We start from the raw sequence: 25,159 nt of genomic DNA on the forward strand, positions 1-25,159 counted from the left end.
CCGGAACCTGCGATGTGATTCGATGGACGCATAGTTTCCCCGCACCAGAGCGCGGCCCCCCCTACTCGGCAATCCGCGGCATTTCCTTTTTCTTCGCAATTTCAACGTGTTCGTTGACTGCCACCCGCACTTCAGCACTGTGGAACGGAGAAAGAACCGCCGAAAAGCGCCATGCCGAAGATCACCAAACGCCTCGTCGACGCTACAGAACCCCACCCCACCGAATACTTCGTCTGGGACAGCGAGATCCCCGGCTTCGGATTGCGCGTGCTACCGAGCGGGCGCAAGAGCTACGTTGTCCAGTATCGTGCTGGACGCCGATCCCGCCGGATCAGCCTTGGACCCAGCACTGTTTTGACCTGCGAGCAGGCGCGCAATCGCGCCATCGCCATCGTCGCCGCCGCGCGCAATGGCGAGGACCCCGCCGCCGAACGCGACGCTGGACGCAAGGCAATCACGGTGAAGGAACTGGCGGAGAGGTTCGACCGGGAACACATCTCGGTGCGCCTGAAGGCCAGCACGGCCAAGGAATACCGGCGCAACCTGCAGCGCTTCATCTTGCCCGCGCTTGGCCAGCTTACGGTTACCGGCATCACCCGCGCGGACGTGGCGAAATTTCATCACGACCTGCGCCACATCCCCTATCAGGCAAACCGTTGCCTCGAGGTGATCTCGAAGATGTTCAGCCTTGCCGAGATGTGGGGCCTGCGTCCGGACGGCACCAATCCGAGAAAGCACATCCGGAAGTACCCTGAGGAGAAGCGCGAGCGTTTCCTCAGCGCCGCCGAACTGCGCCGGATCGGCGAGGTGCTGCGCGAGATGGAGGCCGAAGGGATTGAGCTGCCCTCGGCCATCCTGGCCGCGCGGCTGCTGATCCTGACCGGCTGTCGGCTGAACGAGATCATGACGCTGAAGTGGGAATACGTCGATCTGGCGGAACGCGTCCTCCGCCTGCCGGATTCCAAGACTGGCGCGAAGATCGTCCATCTTGACCAACCCGCCGTCGACCTGCTCCGCAACGCCCAGCGCCTGGATGGCAACCCGTGGGTCATCACCGGCACTCTGCCGGGCAAGCGCCTGAGCGATCTCCAGCCCTTCTGGCGACGCGTCCGCGCCCGCGCCGGCGTCAAGGACGTGCGCATCCACGACCTGCGCCACACCTTCGCGTCCATGGCCGTCGCCTCGGGTCAGGGCCTGCCGATGATCGGCAAGCTGCTCGGGCACACGCAGGTCCAGACCACGGCGCGCTACGCCCATCTCGCGGCCGAGCCGGTGCGGATAGCTGCCGACACGGTGGCGCAGAACCTCAAGCAATCCTTGGGATAAACGCGCGCGGCCGCGCCCTTTTTCGATTGATCGCGCTGCGCCTCACCGCTACCCTCCGAGAAAGCCCAGAAATTGGGCGCGCACAGTTCACGTGCGCGCAGGGGCAATCGGGAGCGGAACGTGGACAGGGACAGGAGCGAACTTCGCTGGGGCATCGAGCAGCGGCTCGAGTTCATAGAGTTCCGCCTGTTCTGGGACGGGCATGTGAACCGCAGCGACCTGATGAATCAGTTCGGGATCTCGGTAAACCAGGCTTCGTCGGACCTGAGCCGCTACATCGAGATAGCCCCAGGCAACATGGTCTACGACAAGAGTGTGCGAAGCTATGTGCGCGGCCCGGACTTCGCCTGCAGGTTCCGCCAGCCCGATGCCGCACGCTATCTCGCGCAGCTTCGACTTGTCGCCGACGATGTGCTGGATCGGGAAGATTGCTGGATCGCCGAGCTTCCGCCCTTTGCCACGGCGCCGGCTCCGGTGCGCGGCATCAATCCGGTGACACTGCGCTCGGTGGTAGATGCCATCCGCCGGCACGAAGCGATTGAGGTGAAGTATCAGTCCCTGTCCATACCCGAGCCGCGCTGGCGCTGGATCGCGCCACATGCCATCGCGTCTGACGGCTTTCGCTGGCACACGCGGGCATTCTGCGAAACCGATGCGTGCTTCAAGGATTTTCTTCTTTCCCGGATGCTCGAGGTTCGCGGGACGCGGAACTGCGATGTCTCGGCGGACGACGACCTCGACTGGCATTCCGAAGTCACGCTGAAAATCGGGCCCCACCCCGCGCTGTCGGAGACGCAGGCGAAAGTGATCGCGCTCGACTACGGGATGCGGAGCGGGAAGGCGAAGATCAAGGTGAGGCGCGCACTTCTCTACTACGCGCTGAGGCGGCTCGGACTGGACACCGATCCAAGCGCCCGCAGGCCGCAGGACCAGCAGATTGTTCTTCTGAACAAGGAAGCCGTTTGCGCAAATGAAGCGGCAGTCGCATCCGGTTCCATCACCACACAAGCAACAGTCGAGCCTGAAGTCCGGGCCGCAAACAAAGACGAGTAACGACAGTGAATCACGCCGCCCATAACAAGCTCATCTCGTTCATCTGGTCCATCGCCGATGACTGCCTGCGCGATGTCTACGTCCGAGGTAAATACCGTGACGTCATCCTCCCGATGGTCGTCTTGCGCCGCCTCGATACGTTGCTCGAGCCGACGAAAGAGGCCGTTCTCGAAGAGGTCCGCTTTCAACGCGACGAAATGAAGGCGACAGAACTCGACGACGCGCCGCTGACGGCTGCGTCTGGCTACGTATTCTACAACACCAGCAAGTGGACCCTGAAGCAGCTTTACGCCACCGCGACCAACAACCAGCAGATCCTTCTGGCCAACATCGAGGAATACCTCCGCGGCTTCTCCGAGAACGTCAAGGAGATCGTCACCCGCTTCAAGCTGCTCGAACAGATGCGGCACATGGCGGACAAGCAGGTCCTGCTCGACGTGCTCGAGAAGTTCATCTCGCCCTACATCAACCTTTCACCCCACGATGTCGAAGACCCCGACGGCAATGTCATGCCTGGCCTGTCGAACCTCGGCATGGGCTACGTGTTCGAAGAACTGATCCGCAAGTTCAACGAAGAGAACAACGAGGAAGCCGGCGAACATTTCACGCCTCGCGAAGTCATCCACCTGATGACCCACCTGATCTTTGACCCGATCGGCGACCGCCTTCCGCCAGTCATGACCATTTATGACCCAGCCTGCGGCAGCGGCGGGATGCTGACCGAGGCCCAGAACTACATCAAGGATCCCGAAGGCCCCATCGCCGCCAAGGGCGATGTCTACCTCTACGGCAAGGAAATCAACGACGAGACCTATGCCATCTGCAAATCCGACATGATGATCAAGGGCAACAACCCCGAGTACATCAAGGTCGGCTCCACACTCGCCACCGACGAATTTGCCGGCCAGCGATTCGACTTCATGCTGTCGAATCCGCCCTATGGCAAAAGTTGGAAAAGCGATCTCAAGCACATCAAGGACGGGAACGACGTCATCGACCCGCGCTTTCAGGTCGAACTGACCGACTATTGGGGCAATACCGAAACCGTCGATGCCACCCCACGCTCCAGCGATGGGCAGCTCCTGTTCCTGATGGAGATGGTGAGCAAGATGAAGCCCACCGAAAGCAGCCCCATCGGCTCGCGCATCGCATCCGTCCACAACGGCTCCAGCCTGTTCACCGGCGACGCGGGCAGCGGCGAATCCAACATCCGCCGCTACATCATCGAAAACGACATGCTGGACACCATCATCCAGCTGCCCAACAACCTGTTCTACAACACCGGCATCACCACCTACATCTGGCTGCTGACCAACGCCAAGCCCGAGGCGCGGCGCGGCAAGGTTCAGCTGATCGACGCCAACCTGATGTTCCGCAAGCTGCGCAAGAACCTTGGCGACAAGAACTGCGAATTCGCCCCGGAACATATCGCCGAGATCGTCCGCGCCTATCAGGAATTCCAGCCGATCGAGCGCCAGCTTGACGCGGTCGGCGACCCCACCGGCATCGCGGTCAAGATCTTCGACAACGCCGATTTCGGCTACTACAAGGTCACGATCGAGCGCCCCGACCGCCGCCGCGCGCGCTTCAGCGCCGAGGCGCTCGAACCCTTGCGCTTTGACAAATCCCTGCGCGAGCCGATGGAGTGGCTCTGGGCCGAGCATGGCGAGAAGGTCTATGAGCCGGGCTTCCTGAAAACCCAGGCCAAACCCGTTCGCGACTGGGCCGAGGAACAGGGCCTCACGCTCAACGCCAAGCAACGAACCAGGCTGACCGACACCGCCAACTGGCTGCGCCTGCGCGGCCTGCTGGAGATCGGCCACATTCTCATGGACGAGATCGGGACCGAGGAAACCGCCGATTTCAATGCCTTCCGCGAGAGCGTCGCCAAGGTGCTGAAGGCGCGCAAGATCAAGATGACGGCGACCGAGAAGAACGCGATCCTGAACGCGGTCAGCTGGTATGACGAGACGGCCGAAAAGATCATCGCAAAGCGCCACCGCTTCACCCAAGCCGAGCTTGAAGACCTGGCCGCGCGGCTGGGCTGCGCCATCAATGATCTGGGTGATTTCGGGTATGACCAACAGCCCGATGGCAGCTGGCTGACCTACGAGCCCAGCACCGACTTGCGCGACAGCGAATCCGTGCCGCTGAAGGACAGCATCCACCGCTATTTCAAGGCAGAGGTGCAGCCCCATGTGCCCGAGGCGTGGATCAACCTCGACAGCGTGAAAATCGGCTACGAGATCAGCTTCAACAAGTATTTCTATCGCCACAAGCCGCTGCGCAGCCTCGAGGAGGTGACGCGCGACATCCTGGCGCTGGAGGCGCAGGCCGACGGCCTGATCGCCGATATCCTGGGCACGGTCCCGGCCCGCACGGAGGCCGCGCAATGAGCGTTGCAGGCTGGCCCAGATATGACAGCTACAAGGACAGCGGCGAGGGCTGGATTGGAGAGATTCCAGCGCACTGGGATCTGCAACCTGTCCGCGCTAATTTTGCTTTCCGAAATGAGAAGAACGACCCAGTTATCACCGAGGAAGTGCTCTCACTTTCAATTGCCCAGGGCGTGACTCTTTACAGCGAAGAAGGACGGGGGGGCAACAAGCGAAAGGACGATCTGACAGGTTATAAAATCGCACGCCCGGGTGACATCGTCCTGAACAGCATGAACGTAATCGTTGGCGCTGTTGGACGATCCAAATACTTCGGCGCGATCAGTCCCGTTTACTATGCCCTATTCGCCACTCGCCCCGACACTAACGTCGACTACTATGATCGGGTACTCTCAAACTCCGTTTTCCAGAAAAACCTACTGCGCCATGGGAAAGGCATTTTGATGAAATTGAGCGGAACCGGCCAGCTCAATACCATTAGGATGAAGATTGCACAGAACGACTTGAAGAATGTCCTTATGCCAGCCCCGCCAGCTTCCGAACAAGCTGCAATTGTTTCTTTTCTGGATGAAAAATGCGCCAAGGTGGATGAGGCGGTGCGGATCAGGGAGCGGCAGATCGCGCTTTTGCGCGAGCGGCGGCAGATCCTGATCCAGCAGGCCGTCACCCGCGGCCTGAACCCCGCCGCCCCGATGAAGGACAGCGGCATAGACTGGATCGGCAAAATCCCCGCGCATTGGGAAGTGCGGCGTTTCAAGTATCTCTTTATGCAAAGTCGATTGCCTGTCAGGCCCAACGATGGGGTCGTTACTTGTTTTCGCGACGGTCAAGTAACACTTCGATCAAATCGTCGTCTCGAGGGCTATACCGAAGCCATCATCGAAGGAGGTTATCAGGGCATCAGAAAGGGACAGCTTGTCTTAAATTCGATGGATGCCTTCGAGGGGGCTATCGGGGTTTCAGATTCCGACGGCAAATGCACACCGGAATATGTGATCTGCGACCCAATCGGACACAACCTTTCTCAGCACTATTTCGCCTATCTACTGCGAGAAATGGCACTTGCTCGCTACATTCAGGTCATTTGCAACGCCGTCCGACAGCGCGCGGTGCGGATTAGGTACAATAATTTGGCTCAGCACTTCATGATCGTTCCACCACACTCCGAGCAATTGGCAATTGTGGGCTTCATTGAAGATGCCAAAGGAAGATTCGAAGCCGCCATTTCCATCAAGGAACAGCAGATCGCCGCGCTCAGGGAATACAAGGCCAGCCTGATCGACGCGGCGGTGACGGGCAAGATCAGGGTGACGGCGCAGGCGGCGGGGCACGCGGGCGCAGGGCGCGAAACGAAATTGAGCGCACAGGCATAGGGGGGTAAGGCATGGTCAGCAACACAAGGGAAATTGCGCTGGAACAGGCCATCGAACGTCACCTTTCCGGGCTGACCCGCGAAGAGCTTTCCACCAGCCCCTCTGCCACCGCCCCCGGCCCCTTTCGCATCGGCCGGCCCGAGGATTTCGACGCCGAATTCGCGCTCGACACCCGGTTCTTCTGGCAATTTCTGGAAAGGACGCAAGGCAAGGTGCTGGACCGGCTGAAAACCCGCAATCCCGGTGACTGGCAGCGCAAGATCGTTGAGCGGCTTGACCGCACGATCCGGCAAAAGGGCGCGCTGCACCTGCTGAAAAAGGGGCTCTCGGTCGAAGACGCGCATTTCACGCTGCTGTTCCCTGCGCCGTTGGCCAGTTCGGCGGCCAGCGTGCACGAAAACTTCGCCGCCAATATCTGGAGCGTCACGCGACAGGTCCGCTATTCCCGCGCCAATCCGGGCGAAGAGATCGACATGGTTCTGTTCGTCAACGGCCTGCCGCTGATCACGCTGGAGCTGAAGAACCCCTGGACCGGCCAGACCGCGCGCTATCACGGCCAGAAGCAATACCGCGAGGACCGCGACCCCAATCAAACCCTGATGCAATTCGGCCGCGCGCTGGTGCATATGGCGGTGGACACCGACGAGGTGTACATGACCACCCGGCTTGCCGGCCCCGCCACCTATTTCCTGCCCTTCAACAAGGGCCACAACGAAGGCGCCGGCAATCCGCCCAACCCCGGCGGCCACAAGACCGCCTATTTGTGGGAAGAGGTGTTCCAGCCCCGCAGCCTGGCCGGCATCATCCAGCATTTCATGCTGCTCGAGGGCAAGCCGACAGATCCTCTGGCAAAACGGACGCTGATCTTTCCGCGCTATCACCAGCTGGACGTGGTTCGAAAGCTGCTGGATCACGCCGCGACGGAGGGCGTGGGGCATAGCTATCTGATCCAGCATTCGGCGGGTTCGGGCAAATCGAACTCGATCACCTGGGTGGCCTATCAGCTGATCGAGACCTATCCGGCCCGTCCGGACGTTCCCGGCGCGCGGGGGGCGGATCAGCCGCTGTTCGACAGCGTGATCGTGGTGACCGACCGGCGGCTTCTGGACAAGCAGCTGCGCGAGAACATCAAGGATTTCTCCGAGGTCAAGAACATCGTCGCTCCGGCGCTGCGCTCGGCCGATCTGAAAGCGGCGCTGGAAAGCGGCAAGAAGATCATCATCACCACGATCCAGAAGTTCCCCTTCATCATCGACGGGATCGCCGACCTCAGCGACAAGCGCTTTGCGGTGATCATCGACGAGGCCCACAGCGGACAAAGCGGCCTTGCCCATGACAACATGAACCGCGCGATGGGCGGGGGCGAGGCGGACCCCGACGAGGTCGATCCGCAGGACCTCATCCTCAGGGCGATGCAGGCGCGCAAGATGCGCGGCAACGCCTCGTATTTCGCCTTCACGGCGACGCCCAAGAACACGACGCTGGAAAAGTTTGGCGAGCGCCAGCCCGACGGCAGCTTCAAGCCATTTCACCTCTACAGCATGAAGCAGGCCATCGAAGAGGGCTTCATCCTCGACGTGCTGGCGAACTACACGACCTACAAGAGCTATTACGAGATCCAGAAGTCGATCGCCGACAATCCGTTGTTTGACACCAAGAAAGCCCAGAAGAAGCTGCGCGCCCATGTCGAGCGCAGCCAGCAGACGATCAACACCAAGGCCGAGATCATGCTCGACCATTTCATCGAGCAGGTGGTGACGCCGAAGAAGCTGCGCGGCAAGGCCAAGGGGATGATCGTCACCCAGAACATCGAGGCTGCGATCCGCTACTACAAGGCGATCACCAAGCTTCTGGCCGAGCGGGGCAATCCGTTCAAGGCGTTGATCGCATTTTCAGGTGAGAAGGTCGTGGATGGGGTGAGCTACACCGAGGCCGAGATGAACGGCTTTCCCGAAACCGAAACCCGCGATCAATTCGACAAGGACGAATACCGGCTCCTGGTGGTGGCCAACAAATACCTTACTGGCTTCGACCAGCCGAAGCTGACCGCGATGTATGTGGACAAGAAGCTGCAAGGCGTTTTGGCCGTTCAGGCGTTGTCGCGTCTCAATCGTGCAGCGCCGAAGCTCGGCAAACGGACCGAGGACCTGTTCATCCTCGATTTCTTCAACGATGCCGCCGACATCAAGGCCGCCTTCGACCCCTTCTACACCATCACCACACTTTCATCGGCCACCGACGTGAATGTGCTGCATGACCTGAAGGCCTCGCTCGATCAGGTTGGCGTCTATGAGTGGCAGGAAGTGGAAGATTTCGTCACGCGCTATTTCGCGGGGGAAGACGCGCAAAAGCTCAGCCCGCTGATTGACACTGTGGCAGACCGTTTCAACCAGCAGCTTGAACTCGAAGAAAAGGACAAGATCGACTTCAAGATCAAGGCGCGTCAGTTCGTCAAGATCTACGGCCAGATGGCCTCGATCATCCCGTTCGAGGTCGTCGCGTGGGAGAAGTTGTTCTGGTTCCTGAAGTTTCTGCTGCCGAAACTGAAAATCACGGACCCTGACCAGGATACGCTCGACGAGTTGCTGGAAGCGGTCGATCTGTCTTCTTACGGTCTCGAACGGACGAAACTCAATCATTCCATCGGCCTCGATTCGTCCCCCTCCGGGCTTGACCCTCAAAACCCGAACCCTCGGGGATACAGGGAGGGAGACCCGGAAAAGGATCCGCTGGATGAGATCATCAGAACCTTCAATGAACGATGGTTCCAAGGTTGGAGCGCGACGCCTGAGGAGCAACGGGTCAAGTTCGTGAACATCGTGAACAGCGTCCGAGCGCATCCCGACTACGCCGAGAAATATGAGGCGAACCCAGACCCTTTCAATCGCGAACTCGCGCTCGAAAAAATGCTGCAGGAGGTGATGCTGAAGCGCCGAAAGGAAGAGCTCGAACTGTACAAGCTTTTCGCATCAGACCCAGCCTTTAAGGCGGCCTGGAGCCAAAGCATTGCGAGCGTTTTGAAGAATCCTCAGGGCATGTGAGTTGATTTTTTTGCCGTATCCCGAAGTCGTATCCCGAGCCATGTGAATTTTGATGAAACCCCGCTCGATCAATATCTTCCTGCTCGACGGCGACCCGAATGGCATTCGAGTGGCGCAAATCTCGATGTCGACGATCCAGGCAATCGCTTTCCGGCGCAATCAGCTCCGGCGGGTACGCCAAGCTTTCCCCGAGATCGAGCGGCCAGGCGTCTACATCCTGATCGGGACGGACGAGGAGGCGCAGGACAGGCAACTCGCATACATCGGTGAATCCGAAGGCGTCGGTGGTCGCTTGTCAAATCATAATTCGAACGAAACCGGAAGTGACGCCAAAGGCTTCTGGACCGATACCGTGGCGTTGATCAGCAAGGACGAGAATCTGACCAAGAGCCATGCACGTTACGTCGAGGCATGTCTTATCAGGGGTGTAGGGAGCAATCCGCGCTGGTCCCTGCCTAACAACACACAGACCCCTGCGAACGACGCCGGCAAGCTGCCACTGCCAGATCGCGCAGCCATGGACGAGTTCGTCGACCAGACGAAAACGTTAGTCGGAGCGCTCGGCTGGGATCTCTTCCGAGAAATCCGCGGACAAAAACCGGAGCAAAGCCAGAGGCGCGACCTTCCGAAAACTGACTCCACTGAAAGCCCTCGCTTCTTTTTTCGTGGCGACGGCTTCGCTGCAGAGATGGAGATAAGCCCGTCTGGCGATTTCGTTGTCACGGCTGGGTCAAGGGCGAGAATTCGAACGACCCGAACGATACCGAGGGGAACTCTCTCGCTCCGGAAGACCCTAGTCGAGAAGGGCGTACTCCGCGAGGAAGGCGATTTTCTGGTTTTCACAAGCGCCTACAGCTTCAGGTCTGCTTCCGCCGCCGCAGCGGCTGTCATTGGAGCGAGCGCCAATGGCCGGATCCTCTGGAAACTTCCGGATGGGCGCACCTATGCAGATTGGGAGGCCAACCAGGACGCAATAGAGAACCCGCCCGCGGAGCCCCTTCACCCCACCTTCGCGCCCCAGAACGACGTCTGATCTGCCGCAAAATACCCATCCGCCGCGCGGAAATACCCCTGCAGCTCGACGGTATCGCCAGCCGCCAGATCCACCATCGTCTGCAGCCAGAGCGCCGTCGCCTCGGAGACATGCGCCCCGCTGATCTCTCCGCGCGAGCCGCGGATTTCGGTCGTGCCGTTCAGCACGAGCCGCCCGCTCATCCGCGCCGAGGTGCTGGCGTTGACCTTGTAGAGGAGCGTCGCGCCGAAGAGATAGGTGCCGTCCGATGGCGCCACGAACTGGTTGTTCGCGGCGTCGAAGGCGCCCTGGTCGTTATAGTCGGTGTTGTTGATCCCGATCTTCGTCCAGGTCCCGACACCGACGTAGTTGTCGTAATTGGTCCAGGCCTTGAAGCGGGGCAGCCGGGGCTGGTCGACGATGCCGCTGGCGTTGTCGGCGCTGAGGGCGTCGAAGAAGGTGCTGCCGTCGTCCGAGACGGCAAGGCGGAAGCGGTCCGAACCGAAGAGCCCCAGCAGCGCCTTGGTCACGAAGCCGGTCTGCAGCGTGAGGCCGAGATCGTCGCCCGAAGCCTCCTTGTTCATCGTGTAGAACAGATCGCCGGTGCCGCCCTCTGCGACGGTCTTCGCGGTCCAGAGCGCGGCATTGAGCTTTGCCGAGAACGGGTTCGAGGTATCCGCCGTGGTGCCGAACCCGAGCCGTGCGAGGTTCTGCAGCGCGTCCGGGGTGGTGCCGACCCAGCCGGAACCGTCGTAGACCAGCAGCAGCGCCTCGTCTTCGACCCACGCCCGCCAGCCTGTGCGCGGCGGCAGGCGCAGCCACGCCCCATCGCTGAACAGCGCCACGTTCAGGTCCCAGCCGGCCCAGTCGCCGGTCGCACCCGAAGCAACGATGTAGCGATCGCCATCGGTGGGGGTTGCTGGAGGCGCGGCCAGGTCGCGATCGAGGACCGAGAGCTGCACGAGCCCGTCGAGGATCCGCAGCGCCTCGTTGTGGGTGACATGCTTCTGGGCCTGGCCACCAAGGATGTAGGGCAGCAGAAGATGGGTCGTGGTGTCGGACATGGGCGGTCTCCAGAACGAAGAACGCCGCCTGCATGGCAGACGGCGAGCAATGGCGCTGAGATGGGCGTTGGCGGGCTACCCGTGTTCGGGCGTCTCCCCTGGGATGGCCGAGAGAATCGGATCGGGCTTCGGCGCATCCCACTTGGCGGTCATCGCGGCCCAGCGATCGATCTCCGCCCGGAATGCCGGATCGTCGATCCGCAGATGGAATGTGTAGAGCCGGTCCACGATCTCGCGCATCAGAGCACCCATTTCGTCGTCATTGATCCGCGAGACCTCGGACCACGGAATGCGTCTGCCCGCAGCGTCCTCGACGATGACGTCGGTGCCATCACCCGTGTGCGAGACTGGCGTCAGGCCGGCATGCAGGGCCTCCAACTGCGTGTTGCGCACGCAGGCCACGGCCATCACTCTGGCAAGCTGGGCGGCAATCTGGTCTTCGTCCTCGGGGCGCATGTCACCAGCCTACGCCGGAGGGTGCGCGGCTGGCCAGAACTCATTGCGTGGTCTCAGAAGCTCAGCGTGACGGTTTTCGGCGCGCCCCGCCCCACCAGGGCGGAGAGCTGGTAGATTCGGATGTCGAGGCTGTCGCCGGGACCAAGCGGTGCGCCCCAGTCGGCGGTCTGCTGGGCGGCGGTGTAGAGCGCACTGGTGGTGGTCGCGCTCAGCACCCGCTTCACGGCAGCGCCGTCGAGGATCTCGACCTCGTAGGCTTCGAGTTCTTCTTCGAGCGGCACCTCGAGCCCGGTCCAGCTGTCGGCCGCGAGCGCGCGAGATCGGCGTGTCCAGCAGATGGTGAGGTCTCCGGGCGTGCGCGGCCTGCGCCAAGGCGGCTCGACATGGGCGACCGAGAACGGGCGCAAGCCGACGCCTTCGGGCGTGAAGGATTGCGCGACGTAGGTCTCATCGCTGACCGGGTGGCTCGCCGGGCCGATGCGCCAGTTCCACGGGATGCCGATATCGGCCTCGGCGATGGGCAGCGTGGCGAGGCTGTCGTCAAGCACCACGACGCGGGCGCCGGCAGGTGCCGGGTTGCCCATGGCACCTTCCGTGCCGCGCTGGCCGCGCAGAAGCCGGGTCAGGCGATACCGGCCCGGCGCGATGAGTTCCGCCGCGCCCGCCTGCACGATTTCGCAGGTGCCGGGCGCGCTCTCGATGGCGAGCGCGTTTGCCCCACCGAAGAGCGCCAGGTCGGTGACACTCTCCAGCGTGCCCGACAGCAGATCGACCTCCAGCACATTGCCAAGATCGAACCGCGACGTCGGTCCCGGATGGAGGTCGGAAACCAGCGTGCCGATCCGTGCCCGACTGCCGAACGTCGTCAGCAGATCGAACCCGTCCGTGGAGGGGCTTCGGAACACCGCCATTTCGCCCGGCCACGGCGCGGCATGGGCTGCAATGAACGGCCGATGCGCGGGCTGGTCCTCGGACAGTTGCGGCAGATCCAGCAACACGACCTCGGGCGCGCCGAACACCACAGCCCGTGAGAGCGCCGAGGGCCGCGGCTCCCCCGGCGGCAGGTCGTAGGCCTCGCGGTCCTGGCGGACGGCCTCGATGCCGCGCGCGTCCGCATCTGCGATGGAGACGAGGCGCAACGGGAGGGACCGCCCATCATGTGCCAGCGCCACGACGTCAGCCGGATCGAGCGCCAGCCTCGACGGTGGCAGGCGGAAGGTGGCGCTCTCGCGGCCCGTCCAGGCTTCCATCAGCGCGCGGCGACAGCGGCGCTCGGCCTCCTCGGGTGGCACGGCCATCGGAAAGTCCTCCGAGGCGATCCGAGTCGTATCGACGGTGATGCGCCGGGCCTCGACCTGCGCGGCCTCGTAATCCTCGTCAGCCCGCGCGACCTGCCACTTCAGTGCCTGCGGCAGTTCGGTCTCCTGGCCGCGGGTGAGCTCGAGACCCTCGCCCTCCTGCGCGGCGACAAGACCATCCGGCGAAACGCTCGCCACCGCCGCCCTGCCCCGCATTTTGAGCCGGATCACGCCCTCGGTCTCGACGGCATCGAAGCCGAAGTGACGCGCAAGCGTGGTGATCGAGGCGCGCGGGGACTCCAGCGCGTCGATGACGTAACCCTCGACCGCGCCCCAGAGACCCGAGACGTCGATGCGGTCCTCGGGCAAGCCCGCGCGCAGGCAGAGATGCCGGACCAGCGCGGCGAGAGAGACTGCCCCGAGGCGACCGGTGAGCCAGTGCCCCAGCCGCCAGTTCTCGCCATCCGTCCAGACGTCGGTCAGCGCCGGGAAGAACGGGTATGGCCGGGCGTCCCAGGTCCAGGCGGCGCATTCGGGAAGGTCGACCATCGGGCCGCCATAGACGGAGGAGACTGGATTGTTCGCCGCCTCGCCCCAATACAGGTAGGTTGCCTCCAGGTAGGCGCGCTGGATCGCGTCATCGCGCCAGCCGCGGGAGAAGTACGGCGTGAAGCTTTCCGAGGACTTCGGGTCGAAGAAGACGTTGGGCTGGTTGGTGCCGCGATCAATGGCGGGACAGCCGAGCTCCGTGAAGTGGATGGGCTTGGCCTCGGGCACCCACGCCGTCGGCGTGCCGGCCTCCACCCCGCCCGGGCGGTCGTAATGCGGGTTCGACCACCAGCTGCGCAGGTCCTTGGTGCGGAAGACCCATGGCTTGCCCGCGCTGCCATCCGTGATGGGCGTGCGCAGCTGCGCGGCGCGGTCAGCGTCGGAGGCATAGAACCAGTCGAACCCTTCGCCGCCGGCGATGTTGGCCTGCAGGTAGCCACGGTCGTAAATCGCGGGCCAGCCTTGGTGCGCGTCCATGTGCTCAAAGCCGTCGCGCCAGTCGGAGAGCGGCATGTAGTTGTCGATCCCGACGAAATCATCGTTGCCGTCCGCCCAGAGCGGGTCGAGGTGGAAGAACCCATCCCCCGAGCTATCCTGCGGCTGGTGCCCGAAATACTCGCTCCAGTCTGCCGCGTAGCTGATCTTCGTGCCCGCCCCGAGGATGGCGCGGACGTCGGCGGCGAGTTCGCGAAAGGCCTGTACCGCAGGATATGTGCCGGGTCCCGAGCGGATCGTGGTCAGCCCGCGCATCTCGGAGCTGATCAGGAAGGCATCGACACCGCCCGCCGCCGCGCAGAGATGGGCGTAATGCAGCACCATGCGCCGCAGGCCCCAGTCGCCCGGATCGCCCGTCCAGGAGACGCTCTCGCCCGAGATGGCGAAGTCCGAGGGGCTGGCATTGCCGAAAATGGCCGCCACCTGGGCCTCGGCCGCCGTGGTCTTGTCCACGGAGCCCGCGTAACCCGCCGCCGGCGAGCAGGTGATCCGTCCCCGCCAGGGAAACGCCGGTTGGCCCATCTCGGCCGCGTTGTCGCTGTAGGGGTTCGGCAGGCTGTTGCCCGGCGGCACGTCCATCAGGATGAAGGGATAGAAGGTCACGCGCAGGCCGCGTGCCTTCATCTCCTTGATCGCCTGCACCACGGCAAAGTCGGCCGGCGTGCCGCCATAGACCGGCCGGTTCTCGGGATCGCGGCCGACGAGATAGGCGGCGGACCGGCTCACGCCGTTGACGCTCCACATCTGCGGGCTGGTGGTCTTCTCAGCCACCTCGACGCCGGGCCGCACCTTGCATGAGCCTGCGCGCAGGTCGTCGCCGAACCACGCCACCACGAGGCTGACGCTCTCCAAGTGCGGCGCGCTGGCCTGCAACCGGTCGAGCGCCACCACCATGTCGGCGGTGTCCGACAGCGCGTTCAGGTTCTCCGGCTCCTGCGCCCCACTGCTGCCCTTGCGGATGCCCTCCGTGGCATAGGTGAACTCGCCCGAGGCCGGGATCATGGTGACGGCCTTCACCAGCCCTTCGGCCGTGTCGGGATCCGCCAGCGGGCGAAAGACCTCGAAGGAGAGCTGCGGCAGGCGGTTGCCGTAATCCCCAAGCGGCAGCTCCTCGAAGACGACATAGGCGGTGTCGCGATAGGCCGGGGTGTTCTCCGCCCCCATCTTCGCGGCGATGAACGGGTCCGGCGTCTGCGCCTCGTCGCCCGGATACCAGCGCCAGGTGACGCCGGAGAGGTCCATCGGATTGCCGTCGGCCCAGATCCGGCCGATGCCGGTGATCGGGCCTTCACAGAGAGCAACAGCGAAGCTGGCGTAGTAGAGATACTCGGTGGTCTTGACCTTCGGGCCGGTGCCCTTCCCGCCGCCCTGCGTGGTGGTCTTGGTCTCCTCGCGGAAGTCGGTCGCCCAGATGATGTTGCCGCCCGTGCGCATGCGGCCAAAGACGCGCGGGATCACGGCGCCTTCGGTCGCGGAGGTGATCCGCAGGCTGTCGAGCCGCGCGCCCTCGATGCGCTGAGCCGGCGCCAGCGAGGAAGCGATCCAGTTGTCGACGACCGAGCCGATGCCGGCTCCGATGAACTTGCCGATGGTGACGGCGCTGACGCCAAGGATCCCGCCACCGATCGAACCGCCAATGGCGGCGCCGGCGGCGCCGAGCACAAGTGTGGCCATGTGAAAACTTCAGTGTTGCGGAAACAGGAAGGCGAAGGCCATGCGCCGCCGCCAGGGTTGCGTGAGCGGTTCCTCGATCACGCCAAGCCGTTCATAGGCATGGATGAAGCTGTCCGGCCCGGTCAGGATCCCGACATGCTTGGCGATGGCGCGCGGCATCATTCGAAAGAGGACCAGCGGGCCGGGGCCGGCCGCCGCCGGTTCGACCTCGATCATCATGGCACGCGCGCCTTCGGCCAGAACTTCACGCGGGCCCATCTCGCCCCAATCCCGGCTGTAGGGCGGGATCGGGAACGGCTCAGGGCCGACCACCTCGCGCCAGACCCCACGAGCCAGCCCGAGGCAGTCGCAGCCGACACCCTTGAGGCTGGCCTGGTCGTGATAGGGCGTGCCGAGCCAGGAGCGCGCGGCGGCGATGACACGCTCGGGGTCCGCGCTGGCTCTCACAGCACGCTCCCGTCGTGGCCGCCGTTCTTGGTGGCATAGCGCAGGATGGTGTCCTGGCCGGGGATATGCGGGAAGCCCCGGAAGTTCGCGGTGTTGGCGAACTTCGCGCCGCAGGTCTCGATCCGCTTGTCGCAGCCCGCGCGGAGGATGAACGCGTCGCCCTCGGCAATGGCCAGCACCGGTGGCTCGAGCAGTGTCAGCACCGCGACACCGTCGGTGACTTCATGGCCCAAGAGCTCCGCCCGACGCCCGGCATTCGCGCCGCTGGTCCACTCGATGGTGCCGTAGCTGAACCAGCCGGCCTCGAACCCGCCGAGCCCCGAGGCCATGAAGGCACGGTCGCGCAAGAGATCAACGACGGCGCCGCTGCCCTTGAAGGCCGGATCATCGAGATCGACCCCGCAGCGCGCATCGCCAAGCGCAGCATCGCAACTCGCCTGGAAGGTCCGCCCCACCGTCTGGCCCAGCACATGGGCAAGCGAGCGCACCTCCGCCACGAAGGCGAGCCGCCCGCGCCGGATCTGGCCGATGGCCCCACGTCGCATCAGCACGCGCTGGCTGGTGTCGGTCCAGTTCACCCGCCATACCTCCACCTCCGCATTGTCCCAGCGGCCATCGAGGATGTCGGTCTCGGTGATCCGGTCCGAGGTCAGCACGCCCTCGGCGTCCTGCGCATCGACCGAAAGGTCGGAGCCCGACCGCACCTCGGAGGCCGTCAGCCCGCTTTCCGGCTCGAACTCCGTGCCGTCAAAGTTCAGCGTCCGGTCATGATCGGTGAAGCCGAAACTCGCGCCATCGGTCCGCGTGATCCGCCACACCCAGGCGAGCGTGGTCGTGCCCTCGTCGAGATGGGCCTGAAGATCGGGCGAGAGGGCTTTCACCTTCGCCCCCAGCCGCGCAGCAATGCCAGAGAGGCCAGCGCGGAGGAGACGACCCCTCCGCCTGTGCCGGCCAGGGCGTAGAGGTTGAACGGCTTAAGGTCGAACGTCCCCGTCGCGAGGTCGAACTCCGCCAACCCGGCCATCGCAAGGCCCGAGGCCGCCAGGCAAGCCAGGTAGACCAGCCCGCGTGCAAGATTCCAGGTCATGATATTGCCCTTCCCTTGAAGTATTCCAACAGCTTGCGCCACCACGTCGGCGCGCTTGCGTGGCGCAGCAGCGCCTTGGCCTCGTTCTCGGTGAGCCGCCGGATGGCCTGCGAGAAGTCCACCCGCCCCGCGCGATCCACGGACCAGACCGGGATCGGACCGCCCGGGTAGCGGCCATAGTGGAACAGGTCGCGCTCGGCTTCCCGGCGCGGGATGATCGAGGCCGGCCGCCGCCAGTTCAGAAACGCGTTGGCGGCTGCAACGCGATTGCAGGCATTGAGGTGCCGGGTCAGCGCCGCGCGGGCGATGTCGCCGGTGTTGTAGTGGAACGAGACCAGCGCATCGAACTCGTGCGGCGCGAGCGGAACGGTCACGGCGCGCAGGACATCCGCCTCGTAGCGCGCAAGGTCGGCGCGGAAGGTCCGGAAGGCCTCCCTGATCCCTGCCTCCAGATCCTCGGGCATGCCGCGCGGCATGGCCTCCGGATCCGGCGGCCCGGCGGCGGCCGTGTGGCCGATGCCGAAGGTCCAGACCTGTTTCACGTCCATGTATGGCCCCGGCACGATGCCTTCGTGCCGGGCAAGGGCCACGAGGCCCCGGTCAGTCATCTGCATGGCGTTACCCCAGAAGCGAGAGGAGCAGGATCAGCGCGGCCACGGAGAGGCCGATGCGAAGCTGATGCGCGAATGCGGCGCGCGGATCGTCGGCGGCACGTCGCAGGCTGCGCAGGACGCGGGTGAGCTCAGTCATTGCGCCCCTCCCGCGCGTTGCGCAGGCGGGCGAGCACCAGTTCGATCACAGCCGGCCCGAAGACGCCCACCAGGTAGGCCGCCGATCCCGCAGCCCCGCCCGCGGGGATGGCTTCGGGCGGCAGGCCGAGCCAGGAGGTGATGACGGCCATCGACAGGCTGCCCATCCCCGCCGCGATCAGCCCGCCGAGCAGGATGTGGCGCAGCGCGTCGCGCAGGCGCATCTTTGTGGTCAGCGCGTTGGTCGCGCCGCCAAGCGCGCCCCAGGCCGCAAGGATCACGGCCGTGGAGGTGGCAAGCTCGCGCAGCACGGCGCCGAGGAAACTGCCTGAATCGTTCATCGCCGGATCTCCAGGAGCGGGATGGAGGTGATCGAGCCCAGCCGCTCGAGATCGAGGGTCACGTCCAGCGCGTCGGTATCAAAACGCGCCGGCACGTCGAACTCGAAGCCGGCGGTGACGGCGACGCCCGTGGCGGGGGCCGTGTCGAAGGTCACGACGCCGGTGGTGGTATCGACCGACCAGCCGCCGAACTGTTCCGCAGCGTCGAGCGCGATGCGCACCGTGCCCGCCACCGGCTTGGTGATGGTCCGGGTCCAGGATTGCGAGCCCGATGCGTAGGTCTTCACCAGTTGAAACGCGGTCGTCTCACCGTCGCCAGTGCCGATCATCTGGTCGGTCGGCGCAGGCGTGCCCGACGGCAGGCAGGACTTGTAGTCGGCCCAGTCCTTGAAGCGGAAACCATGAAGCCGGCCGTTGCGCGCCTCGAAGAAGGCGACCACCGCGGCCAGGTCGTCGGCGCGGCGAATGCCATAGGCGACATCGTAGCGGCGGCGCGAGTTGGCCCAGCTGGCATTCCTCTCCTCGTCGCCGGAGGCCAGTTCGACGATCTGCGTGCGCCGCTCCGGCCCGCCGCGCGCGCCACGGCTGATGTTGTCGGGGAAGCGCACCTCGTGGAATGCCATGGCTCAGAGTCCCCTGCGCCCGAGCGAGACCGCGCGGGCAATGTCGGCCGCGATCTGCGTGCGCGACTGCCGGAAGCTCTCGGCGTTGCGGGCATTGATGTTGATGGTGACGCCGCCCGCACCCAAGGCCTGCGCCTCGCGCCGCGAGAGCACCCGCTCGCCGCGTTGCAGGATGGCCGGCACCTCGTCATGGCGCAGGCCGAGTGTTCCGCCGGAATGCATCCGGGGCGCGGCGGCGAAGGCCATGGCCGGAACCATCCGCGCGGCCCCGGCCGAGCCGACCACGCCCCCGCCATGCAGGACGTCCGCGAATATCCCACCCGCACCGCCAAGGATGCCGCCGAGCGCGTTCGCGATCGATCCCAGGATGAAGCGGCGCGCCCCGAGCTTGGCGAGATCGGCCAGCAGCGAGGTGACGAGATCGCTGAAGTTCAGCTTGCCGGTCCTGACGAACTCGCCCACCGCGTTCTCGGCCGACTGGAAGGCGCTGACGAGGCTCTGGCCGATGTCCCCGCCGATCTCGCGCGCCTTGCCGGCATAGTCCGACAACGCCTCCGTGACCGCCTGCCAGCCAGTCACCGCCCGGTCCGCACTCTCCACGTTGGTCGCGCCGGCGGCGCGCGCGGACTGATCGGCGGTATCGAGGGCATCCGCGACCCGATCCGCGGCGGCGGCTGCCTCGTCAAGCGCGCCCGCACCATCCTCTCCGCTCGTCCGCATCGCCGCCCGCAGCGCATCCACCGCAGTACGCACGCCGTCGAAGGCATGGGCGCGGGTCTCGGCCGCGCGGGCACGCAGGGCATCGGCCTGATGGCCGGCATTGCTCGCGGCGTGCTCGAGGTAAGAGGCATAGCTCTGCGCCCCGAAGACATCGATCCGGGCCTCTGCTCCGATCCGCTCCGAGACCGCGTTGAAGGTCGGCCCGATCCGGGCAAGAAAGTCAGCCCATTTTTGCGAGAGAAACGCCATGAGCCGCAGCCAGATCCCCTCGATATCGGCCCGCATGGCGCGGAAGTCATCGACAAAGGAGCTGACGGTGAGCTTGATCCCGTCCCAGACCGCGCCAGCGACATTGCCCATGAGTTCCAGCGCCTCGCCAAAACCGCCCGCGCCCCGCACGAGCCTGGCGAACTGGTAGATCAGCTCCCCTGCCCCGACGATCAGCGCGCCGATCCCGGTGCGCACCAGCGCGCCGCGCAGGACAACCAGCGCCGTGGCGAGACCACGGACCGAAAGCGCGGCGGCGGCCAGCCCGGCGACCCATCGGCCAGCGAGGAAGGCGGCGAAGGTCGCGGCCTGGGTGGCAAGGCGGCCGATGTTGTCGAACAGCCCCGAGATTGCCTGCCCCAGCGGGCCGGTTCGGCTGGCGAGCGCCGCCATGGCGTCTGCAATCGCTTCAAGTGCAGGCGCAGCGACGACCGCCAGCTGGTTCGACAGCCCGCGCCAGATCAGCCCCAGCCGCGAGAGCGCGTCATTCGTCCGCTCGATCTGGTCGGCGTCCTGCTCCGAGACCGCGACACCGAACGCGCTCACGTCCTCCGCCGCCTGGCGCAGCGTCGCCGTATCCAGCCGCTGGAAGGCCACGAAGGCCCTGTCCCCGAACAGCTGGCTGAACAGCGCCGCCTGCTCGGCGGCCGAGGCATTCTCGCGGATGCTCTGCGTCACGGCGGCGATGCGCTGGTCGAGCGGCAGGCGCAGCAGGTCTTCGGCATTGAGGCCGAGCCGCTCGATCGCCTTTGCCGCCGGGCCGCCACCATCGGCGGCAAAGAGCGACAGGCGCCGCGTGAGACGGGCCGAGCCGGCTTCAAGCTCGCCCATCGAGTTGCCGCTGAGCTCGGCGGCGCGCTCGAGCACCTGGACGCTCTCGACCGTCGTCCCCAGCGACTGCGCCAGCTTGGCTTGCGCATCGACGGTCTGGAGACCCGATCGGACCATGGCCACGCCGGCCGCCGTGGCGGCTGCAACCGCGGCCGCCGCCGCGACCCTGGCCCGCCGCGCGAACGACGCAAGGCGCGCGTTCGCCGCCTCCATCTCGCGGCTGAGCCGCCCGAAGCCGCGGGTGCCCGCCTCACCCACGCCTTCCAGTTCGGCACGCACCTGCCGCCCGCCGACCGCGGCAAGGCGGACGCTAACCCGTTTCTCTGCCATGTTGGCGTTCCTCTTGAGATGTCGTCAGCCCGGGAGACCCTGGCACGCGCCCCTTGAAATATGTATCACGACGTGATACATACCCCCATGATCGTCAGCACGAAGGGCAAGCTCGCGGCGAACGCGGTGGCAGACCGGTTCGGCAAGGGTTTCCCCGCCGACCTGGTCAAGCGAACGCGTGCAATGCTGTCGGCTCTCGATGCCGCCGTGGTGCTCGAGGATCTCCGGTTTCCACCGGGCAATCACCTCGAGGAACTGAAGGGCGACCGGGCCGGACAGCATTCGGTGCGTATCAATGGCCAGTGGCGCATCTGCTTCGTGTGGACGGACCAGGGACCGGCCGATGTCGAAATCGTCGATTATCATTGAAAGGGTACGACATGAGCATGATGAAGAACCCCTCTCACCCCGGCGAGGTCCTGGCCGAGCTCTATCTCGGCCCGCTCGATATGAGCCCGATCGCGCTTGCCAAGCGCCTTCATGTGCCGCGCACCCGGATCGAGCGGCTGGTAAAGGGCGAAACCGCGCTCACCGTGGACACGGCACTCCGGCTCGCGAAGTTCTTCGGGACGACCCCGGAATACTGGATGAACCTGCAGCGCGCATGGGATCTGGCGCAGGCGCGCAAGACAATCGATGTCTCAGACATCACGCCTCTCGAGGCTGCCTGACGCCACCTGCTCGTTGAGCTTGGCGACCATCACCGCCTCGATGATGGGCAACAGTTCAGCCATGACGAGCGGCGGCACGCCGAGCGCACGGCCGAGGGCCAGCGCGGCGGTCATGTCCCAGCCGACGACGGCGCCGGGCAGCGCGCGCAGCTGACCGCCGAGGCGGCCGACGAGATCCCAGACCTGCCAGCCTTCAAGCGTCAGCGGCCGGTTCAGCCGCGCCGGGCAGTCCGGGCAGGCTTGCTCGCGGCCCTCGTAGGGTGCGCAGGCTTGGCAGTATCGCTCGCCCCCGCCGAAGGACCATTCGGCGAGAGCGCGGAGGCGTTTTTTTCCTGCTCCAGCAGCAGGCCCTTGGAGACATAGGTCAGCTGGAACGCCTCGAAGATCGGCCAGACGTCCATGAGCGCGTCGATCGCCTCGGGGCTCGGGTCGATGGGCTTCCCCTCCGCATCGCCGACGCCGTCCCAGGCCAGCACGGCCCGGCGCGCCAGAGCCTTGGCAAAGGCAACGGCGCGTTCCTCGTCGGAGGCGTCCTCGGGCACGGCTTCCACGGCCGGATCGCTGCGCGTCGCCACCATCAGCGCGGTGGTCAATGGGCGCAGTTGCACCCTCACGCCGGGGGCAAGATCGTGCCAGCGGGGCGCGTTGGTCAGGTCGAGCGTCAGCATCAATATTCCTCGATGTCATTGATCAGGGTGGCGGTGCACATCCGGCCGGCCACGCTGTCGCGCGCGGCCTGCCAATCAAACGTCGCCTGCACGCCCTGCGGCCCGGAGATCTCGATGCGGGGACGCGGCAGGTAGACGGCGTGAACCGTGAAGGTAAAGCTCTCGCCCGACGGCAGGCTGTAGGCGAACTCGAGCTCGCAGGGGTCGCCACCCAACGCCTGCGTCACCAGCGTCTGGTCGGCGAACCGCACCTCGATGGAGCCGGTGAGCGCCGCGATGGACGGGTCCGCGCCGTCGATGCGGCCATCGTTGCGGATGGTCTCGATCCGGTCGAGGTTGTTGGCATAGGTGATGTCGGCCGAGACCACGTTGCCAAGCGCCGTGCCGTTTCGGGTTATGGACCCGTTGAAATGCCCGAAGCGCTTCAGATCCAGCGCCGCCGGGGTTCCCGCGCTGGTCGTCGTGCTCACCGTCTCACCCTGCGCGACCAGCCGGGCCGTGGCGGTCAAGAGCCCCGAGCGCTGCATCTACCAGGTCAGCTGGTCGAGGACGCAGCCGGAATACATGGCATAGCGCGGCACCTCCGGCATGGCGGTCTCGATGGACATGCTGGGCAGCGTCCAGGCGCCGGACTGGAACTCGTGCGTCCAGGGGCCGGTGCCGGTCGTGGTCGGCGCGCCGAACGCCGCCTTCAGCCAGAAGCCGAAGGTCTCGGCATCAATCGGCACGACCACATCGCCGTCAGTTGTCACCGCGTCCTTGATTGGTGCCAGCGGATCTCGGCCGTAGCCGAGAAGCTCGGAGTTCAGGAGCGGCTGCTCGGCCCCGAGCGTCGTGCTGGCGAAGGGCATCTTCGTGAAGCCGCTCGCGGGCGGCGTGCCATAGGTCGTCTCGAACGCAAGCGCCATCAGCGCCCGCGCCCCCTGGGCTCGTGCCATGGTGGTCTCCTGTGGTCGGTTGGATCAGGTCAGCGGATCGGCTGTCGAATAGTGCAACACCACTGGAATGACCGCGGCCTTCAGGCTGACCGCGCCTTCAACCGGTAGATCAACGGGTCGCGGCGCTTCCGCCTCGACCCAGTCGCAGAGCCCGCCCAGCGTGCGGTCGGCGGCGAGCGCCGTGCCAATGCTGGCGGTCAGCGTGTCGAAGGCGGCGTCACGGTCGGCGCCCTGCACGACCGCCTCGATCCCGGCGCGGTGCTGGTAGTGGTAGGCGAGCGGCGAGAGCGTGACATCCGGTTCCCCCGGCTCGCCGTCGCGCAGGATCAGAAGCCCCTCGGCCGGCACGCGCTCGGGCAGGACGTCGCCGCGGAGCGCGGTGGCGGGCAGCGCCGAGAGCCGCGCGTGCAGCGCGGCGAGAATAGTTTCACGAGGGGTGGGCATCGTCTGATGTCGAAGTTAGCTTCTGCGATGAGCGGATTGCAGCGGGAATGACAGATGAGCGATTCAGATTTTGTGGCGCATTTCACGAAGGGTGATGGCGAGAAGCCTTTCGAAAATCTCATTAAAATGCTGGAAGAAAAGACGCTAAAGGCTAGTGGCATCCCTTGGACTGGCAATCCCGCGGTCTGTTTCACGGAATGTCCATGGTCGAGCCTCCTGAAGCACGTTCGCCATTATTCTCCGTTCGGATTAGGCTTCACCAAGCCGCATGTATTCGCTGCCGGAGGCGGTCCGGCGTACTACGTCCGCGCAGACCATTGGGAAAAACAGCAGTGGGACGATCATGTGAAGACCTTCGTCACACCGTTCTGGCCCGGATATCGCCCCAAGACGGAGAAATACTCCAAGCAGCTCGGTGGAAAGACGATCGACTATGCACATGAGCGAGAGTGGCGCGTTCCACACGATTTCCACTTTGAACACAATCAGGTTCAATTCGTAGTTCTTCCGGATTACGAGACCATGGCAAAATTTCCCAAGGAGCTCAAAGACGCTGTGGGCCGCGAGAAATTCATCCTAGTCGACGTCTATCGTCACATTGAAGCGTTGTGGCCAACTCACGTCGTCGATTAGCCGAAGCTACAGCCTGACCTCCACCCAGTTCGCCACGATCAGCCCCGGCACGCTGTCGAGCGCTCGCTCTGCGTCACGGTCCAGATCGAGCCGCTTCGGCAGCTTGACCTGAGGGACCAGCAGGAAGATCGGCACCGTCGTGCGACCGCGGCCGGTCTTCGAGCGTGAAGCGACACCGAGCCCCCGGCTGTTCAGCCTTCCCTCTGCCACCAGCAGGCTCGGGCCCCGGCGGCGATAGACGAAGCGCAGGCGCAGGCCGCGCCGTCGCTCCCATTCGCCAGGGGTGATCCTGCCGCCGCGCAGGCCACGGCCGGCGGCTTCGGTAGGGATCGCGAGCCAGAACCCGTCCTTCGAGCGGATCAGGGGGCCAGTGTCATGCGCGCCGACGATGACTGGAGCCTTCGACCAGACCAGCGCCGCGGCGTTCAGGCTCTCGCCAGCCTTCGGATAGGTCTGGCTGCGGATCGAGTTCGCGAGGCGTCGTCCGAGCCCCGCCCCGGTAATCTGGCCGCGCCAGGCGGTCTTGAGCCCTGTCCCGGCCTCGCGCATGGCGGCGGTCACGGCCTTCTCTCCGGCCTTCACCTCGGCCGCCATGGCGGCCACGAGATCAGGCCTTCGGTGGAGACTTGGTCCACTTCACCAAATCTTGTCCACCTCAATGGCGAGCTTCAGC

24 protein-coding genes and 1 pseudogene are annotated in these 25,159 nt (G+C 64.8%); 9 read left to right on the forward strand and 16 right to left on the reverse strand.

Annotated elements, in window-relative coordinates; genetic code table 11:
- Nucleotides 1-171: 171 nt before the first annotated feature.
- The 6 genes from NUW50_RS07305 (at nt 172) to NUW50_RS07330 (ending at nt 10,222) form a co-directional block, all read left to right on the forward strand.
- Nucleotides 172-1,326: a tyrosine-type recombinase/integrase gene (locus NUW50_RS07305; protein WP_258288446.1), complete on the forward strand. Its 1,155-nt coding sequence runs from the start codon at nt 172-174 to the stop codon at nt 1,324-1,326.
- A gap of 120 nt (nt 1,327-1,446) precedes the next feature.
- Nucleotides 1,447-2,379, forward strand: a complete 933-nt coding sequence (locus NUW50_RS07310) for a WYL domain-containing protein (RefSeq protein ID WP_258288447.1) — start codon at nt 1,447-1,449, stop codon at nt 2,377-2,379.
- Between the two features lie 5 nt (nt 2,380-2,384).
- Nucleotides 2,385-4,775, forward strand: coding sequence for a type I restriction-modification system subunit M (locus NUW50_RS07315; protein ID WP_258288448.1), 2,391 nt, complete (start codon nt 2,385-2,387; stop codon nt 4,773-4,775).
- Nucleotides 4,772-6,148: a restriction endonuclease subunit S gene (locus NUW50_RS07320; RefSeq protein WP_258288449.1), complete on the forward strand. Its 1,377-nt coding sequence runs from the start codon at nt 4,772-4,774 to the stop codon at nt 6,146-6,148. The genes NUW50_RS07315 and NUW50_RS07320 overlap by 4 nt, the downstream gene beginning before the upstream one ends.
- Nucleotides 6,149-6,159: 11 nt before the next feature.
- Nucleotides 6,160-9,189, forward strand: a complete 3,030-nt coding sequence (locus NUW50_RS07325) for a type I restriction endonuclease subunit R (protein WP_258288450.1) — start codon at nt 6,160-6,162, stop codon at nt 9,187-9,189.
- 52 nt (nt 9,190-9,241) lie between these two features.
- Nucleotides 9,242-10,222: a GIY-YIG nuclease family protein gene (locus NUW50_RS07330; protein WP_258288451.1), complete on the forward strand. Its 981-nt coding sequence runs from the start codon at nt 9,242-9,244 to the stop codon at nt 10,220-10,222.
- Here the strand turns inward: NUW50_RS07330 and NUW50_RS07335 are convergent.
- The 11 genes from NUW50_RS07335 to NUW50_RS07385 form a co-directional block, all read right to left on the reverse strand.
- Entirely contained in the window at nt 10,189-11,265 is a 1,077-nt protein-coding gene (locus tag NUW50_RS07335; protein ID WP_258288453.1) for a DUF2793 domain-containing protein, read from the reverse strand. The two genes, NUW50_RS07330 and NUW50_RS07335, sit on opposite strands and share 34 nt — an antisense overlap.
- A 75-nt stretch (nt 11,266-11,340) precedes the next feature.
- Nucleotides 11,341-11,721 carry a hypothetical protein gene (locus NUW50_RS07340; RefSeq protein WP_258288454.1) on the reverse strand — a complete coding sequence of 127 codons (381 nt, stop codon included), beginning with the start codon at nt 11,719-11,721 and terminating at the stop codon, nt 11,341-11,343.
- Between the two features lie 53 nt (nt 11,722-11,774).
- Nucleotides 11,775-15,737 carry a baseplate multidomain protein megatron gene (locus NUW50_RS07345; RefSeq protein ID WP_258288455.1) on the reverse strand — a complete coding sequence of 1,321 codons (3,963 nt, stop codon included), beginning with the start codon at nt 15,735-15,737 and terminating at the stop codon, nt 11,775-11,777.
- Nucleotides 15,738-15,746: 9 nt separating this feature from the next.
- Nucleotides 15,747-16,184, reverse strand: coding sequence for an NlpC/P60 family protein (locus tag NUW50_RS07350; protein ID WP_258288456.1), 438 nt, complete (start codon nt 16,182-16,184; stop codon nt 15,747-15,749).
- On the reverse strand, nt 16,181-17,065 hold the full coding sequence (locus NUW50_RS07355; RefSeq protein WP_258288457.1) for a DUF2163 domain-containing protein: 885 nt from the start codon (nt 17,063-17,065) through the stop codon (nt 16,181-16,183). Before NUW50_RS07355 ends, NUW50_RS07350 begins: the two co-directional genes overlap by 4 nt.
- Nucleotides 17,062-17,271 (reverse strand): hypothetical protein, encoded by a 210-nt coding sequence (locus NUW50_RS07360; protein WP_258288458.1) that lies wholly within the window; start codon nt 17,269-17,271, stop codon nt 17,062-17,064. The genes NUW50_RS07355 and NUW50_RS07360 overlap by 4 nt, the downstream gene beginning before the upstream one ends.
- Nucleotides 17,268-17,885, reverse strand: a complete 618-nt coding sequence (locus NUW50_RS07365; protein ID WP_443135093.1) for a lysozyme — start codon at nt 17,883-17,885, stop codon at nt 17,268-17,270. Before NUW50_RS07365 ends, NUW50_RS07360 begins: the two co-directional genes overlap by 4 nt.
- A 4-nt stretch (nt 17,886-17,889) precedes the next feature.
- Nucleotides 17,890-18,021 carry a hypothetical protein gene (locus tag NUW50_RS07370; RefSeq protein ID WP_258288460.1) on the reverse strand — a complete coding sequence of 44 codons (132 nt, stop codon included), beginning with the start codon at nt 18,019-18,021 and terminating at the stop codon, nt 17,890-17,892.
- Nucleotides 18,014-18,361, reverse strand: coding sequence for a hypothetical protein (locus NUW50_RS07375; RefSeq protein WP_258288461.1), 348 nt, complete (start codon nt 18,359-18,361; stop codon nt 18,014-18,016). Before NUW50_RS07375 ends, NUW50_RS07370 begins: the two co-directional genes overlap by 8 nt.
- Entirely contained in the window at nt 18,358-18,984 is a 627-nt protein-coding gene (locus NUW50_RS07380) for a DUF2460 domain-containing protein (protein WP_258288462.1), read from the reverse strand. Before NUW50_RS07380 ends, NUW50_RS07375 begins: the two co-directional genes overlap by 4 nt.
- Nucleotides 18,985-18,987: 3 nt before the next feature.
- Nucleotides 18,988-21,132 (reverse strand): phage tail tape measure C-terminal domain-containing protein, encoded by a 2,145-nt coding sequence (locus NUW50_RS07385; RefSeq protein WP_258288463.1) that lies wholly within the window; start codon nt 21,130-21,132, stop codon nt 18,988-18,990.
- Nucleotides 21,133-21,219: 87 nt separating this feature from the next.
- Between NUW50_RS07385 and NUW50_RS07390 the strand changes: the two genes are divergently transcribed.
- Nucleotides 21,220-21,501 (forward strand): type II toxin-antitoxin system RelE/ParE family toxin, encoded by a 282-nt coding sequence (locus tag NUW50_RS07390; RefSeq protein ID WP_258288464.1) that lies wholly within the window; start codon nt 21,220-21,222, stop codon nt 21,499-21,501.
- Nucleotides 21,502-21,512: 11 nt separating this feature from the next.
- Nucleotides 21,513-21,803, forward strand: coding sequence for a HigA family addiction module antitoxin (locus tag NUW50_RS07395; RefSeq protein ID WP_258288465.1), 291 nt, complete (start codon nt 21,513-21,515; stop codon nt 21,801-21,803).
- On the opposite strand, the gene NUW50_RS21505 is transcribed toward NUW50_RS07395, so the two are convergent.
- The 4 genes and pseudogenes from NUW50_RS21505 to NUW50_RS07415 form a co-directional block, all read right to left on the reverse strand.
- Nucleotides 21,774-22,019 carry a DUF7697 family protein gene (locus NUW50_RS21505; protein WP_443135104.1) on the reverse strand — a complete coding sequence of 82 codons (246 nt, stop codon included), beginning with the start codon at nt 22,017-22,019 and terminating at the stop codon, nt 21,774-21,776. The genes NUW50_RS07395 and NUW50_RS21505 overlap by 30 nt on opposite strands.
- The gene (locus NUW50_RS07405) at nt 22,016-22,471 is read right to left on the reverse strand and encodes a hypothetical protein (RefSeq protein ID WP_258288467.1); all 456 of its coding nucleotides are present in this window, start codon (nt 22,469-22,471) and stop codon (nt 22,016-22,018) included. Before NUW50_RS07405 ends, NUW50_RS21505 begins: the two co-directional genes overlap by 4 nt.
- A pseudogene (locus tag NUW50_RS07410) lies at nt 22,471-23,409 on the reverse strand (phage tail tube protein). The gene NUW50_RS07405 and the pseudogene NUW50_RS07410 overlap by 1 nt, the downstream one beginning before the upstream one ends.
- Nucleotides 23,410-23,433: 24 nt before the next feature.
- The gene (locus NUW50_RS07415) at nt 23,434-23,853 is read right to left on the reverse strand and encodes an acyl-CoA transferase (RefSeq protein WP_258288468.1); all 420 of its coding nucleotides are present in this window, start codon (nt 23,851-23,853) and stop codon (nt 23,434-23,436) included.
- 54 nt (nt 23,854-23,907) lie between these two features.
- Between NUW50_RS07415 and NUW50_RS07420 the strand changes: the two genes are divergently transcribed.
- Nucleotides 23,908-24,486, forward strand: a complete 579-nt coding sequence (locus NUW50_RS07420; RefSeq protein ID WP_258288469.1) for a hypothetical protein — start codon at nt 23,908-23,910, stop codon at nt 24,484-24,486.
- A gap of 6 nt (nt 24,487-24,492) precedes the next feature.
- Here the strand turns inward: NUW50_RS07420 and NUW50_RS07425 are convergent, their stop codons facing one another.
- The gene (locus NUW50_RS07425; protein WP_258288470.1) at nt 24,493-25,089 is read right to left on the reverse strand and encodes a DUF6441 family protein; all 597 of its coding nucleotides are present in this window, start codon (nt 25,087-25,089) and stop codon (nt 24,493-24,495) included.
- Nucleotides 25,090-25,159: the final 70 nt, after the last annotated feature.

It is taken from the genome of Frigidibacter sp. ROC022 (assembly GCF_024723735.1).
GTDB lineage: Bacteria > Pseudomonadota > Alphaproteobacteria > Rhodobacterales > Rhodobacteraceae > SLM-1.

What these genes read in the sequence shown, in the direction of transcription:
- NUW50_RS07325 (WP_258288450.1), top strand. Translation starts at nt 6,160, where the DNA reads ATGGTCAGCAACACAAGGGAAATTGCGCTGGAACAGGCCATCGAACGT.
- NUW50_RS07335 (WP_258288453.1), bottom strand. Translation starts at nt 11,265, where the DNA reads ATGTCCGACACCACGACCCATCTTCTGCTGCCCTACATCCTTGGTGGC.
- NUW50_RS07380 (WP_258288462.1), bottom strand. Translation starts at nt 18,984, where the DNA reads ATGGCATTCCACGAGGTGCGCTTCCCCGACAACATCAGCCGTGGCGCG.
- NUW50_RS07345 (WP_258288455.1), bottom strand. Translation starts at nt 15,737, where the DNA reads ATGGCCACACTTGTGCTCGGCGCCGCCGGCGCCGCCATTGGCGGTTCG.
- NUW50_RS07320 (WP_258288449.1), top strand. Translation starts at nt 4,772, where the DNA reads ATGAGCGTTGCAGGCTGGCCCAGATATGACAGCTACAAGGACAGCGGC.
- NUW50_RS07385 (WP_258288463.1), bottom strand. Translation starts at nt 21,132, where the DNA reads ATGGCAGAGAAACGGGTTAGCGTCCGCCTTGCCGCGGTCGGCGGGCGG.
- NUW50_RS07330 (WP_258288451.1), top strand. Translation starts at nt 9,242, where the DNA reads ATGAAACCCCGCTCGATCAATATCTTCCTGCTCGACGGCGACCCGAAT.
- NUW50_RS07415 (WP_258288468.1), bottom strand. Translation starts at nt 23,853, where the DNA reads ATGCCCACCCCTCGTGAAACTATTCTCGCCGCGCTGCACGCGCGGCTC.
- NUW50_RS07395 (WP_258288465.1), top strand. Translation starts at nt 21,513, where the DNA reads ATGAGCATGATGAAGAACCCCTCTCACCCCGGCGAGGTCCTGGCCGAG.
- NUW50_RS07370 (WP_258288460.1), bottom strand. Translation starts at nt 18,021, where the DNA reads ATGACTGAGCTCACCCGCGTCCTGCGCAGCCTGCGACGTGCCGCCGAC.
- NUW50_RS07390 (WP_258288464.1), top strand. Translation starts at nt 21,220, where the DNA reads ATGATCGTCAGCACGAAGGGCAAGCTCGCGGCGAACGCGGTGGCAGAC.
- NUW50_RS07305 (WP_258288446.1), top strand. Translation starts at nt 172, where the DNA reads ATGCCGAAGATCACCAAACGCCTCGTCGACGCTACAGAACCCCACCCC.
- NUW50_RS07405 (WP_258288467.1), bottom strand. Translation starts at nt 22,471, where the DNA reads ATGCTGACGCTCGACCTGACCAACGCGCCCCGCTGGCACGATCTTGCC.
- NUW50_RS07340 (WP_258288454.1), bottom strand. Translation starts at nt 11,721, where the DNA reads ATGCGCCCCGAGGACGAAGACCAGATTGCCGCCCAGCTTGCCAGAGTG.
- NUW50_RS07360 (WP_258288458.1), bottom strand. Translation starts at nt 17,271, where the DNA reads ATGACCTGGAATCTTGCACGCGGGCTGGTCTACCTGGCTTGCCTGGCG.
- NUW50_RS07365 (WP_443135093.1), bottom strand. Translation starts at nt 17,885, where the DNA reads ATGCAGATGACTGACCGGGGCCTCGTGGCCCTTGCCCGGCACGAAGGC.
- NUW50_RS07420 (WP_258288469.1), top strand. Translation starts at nt 23,908, where the DNA reads ATGAGCGATTCAGATTTTGTGGCGCATTTCACGAAGGGTGATGGCGAG.
- NUW50_RS07375 (WP_258288461.1), bottom strand. Translation starts at nt 18,361, where the DNA reads ATGAACGATTCAGGCAGTTTCCTCGGCGCCGTGCTGCGCGAGCTTGCC.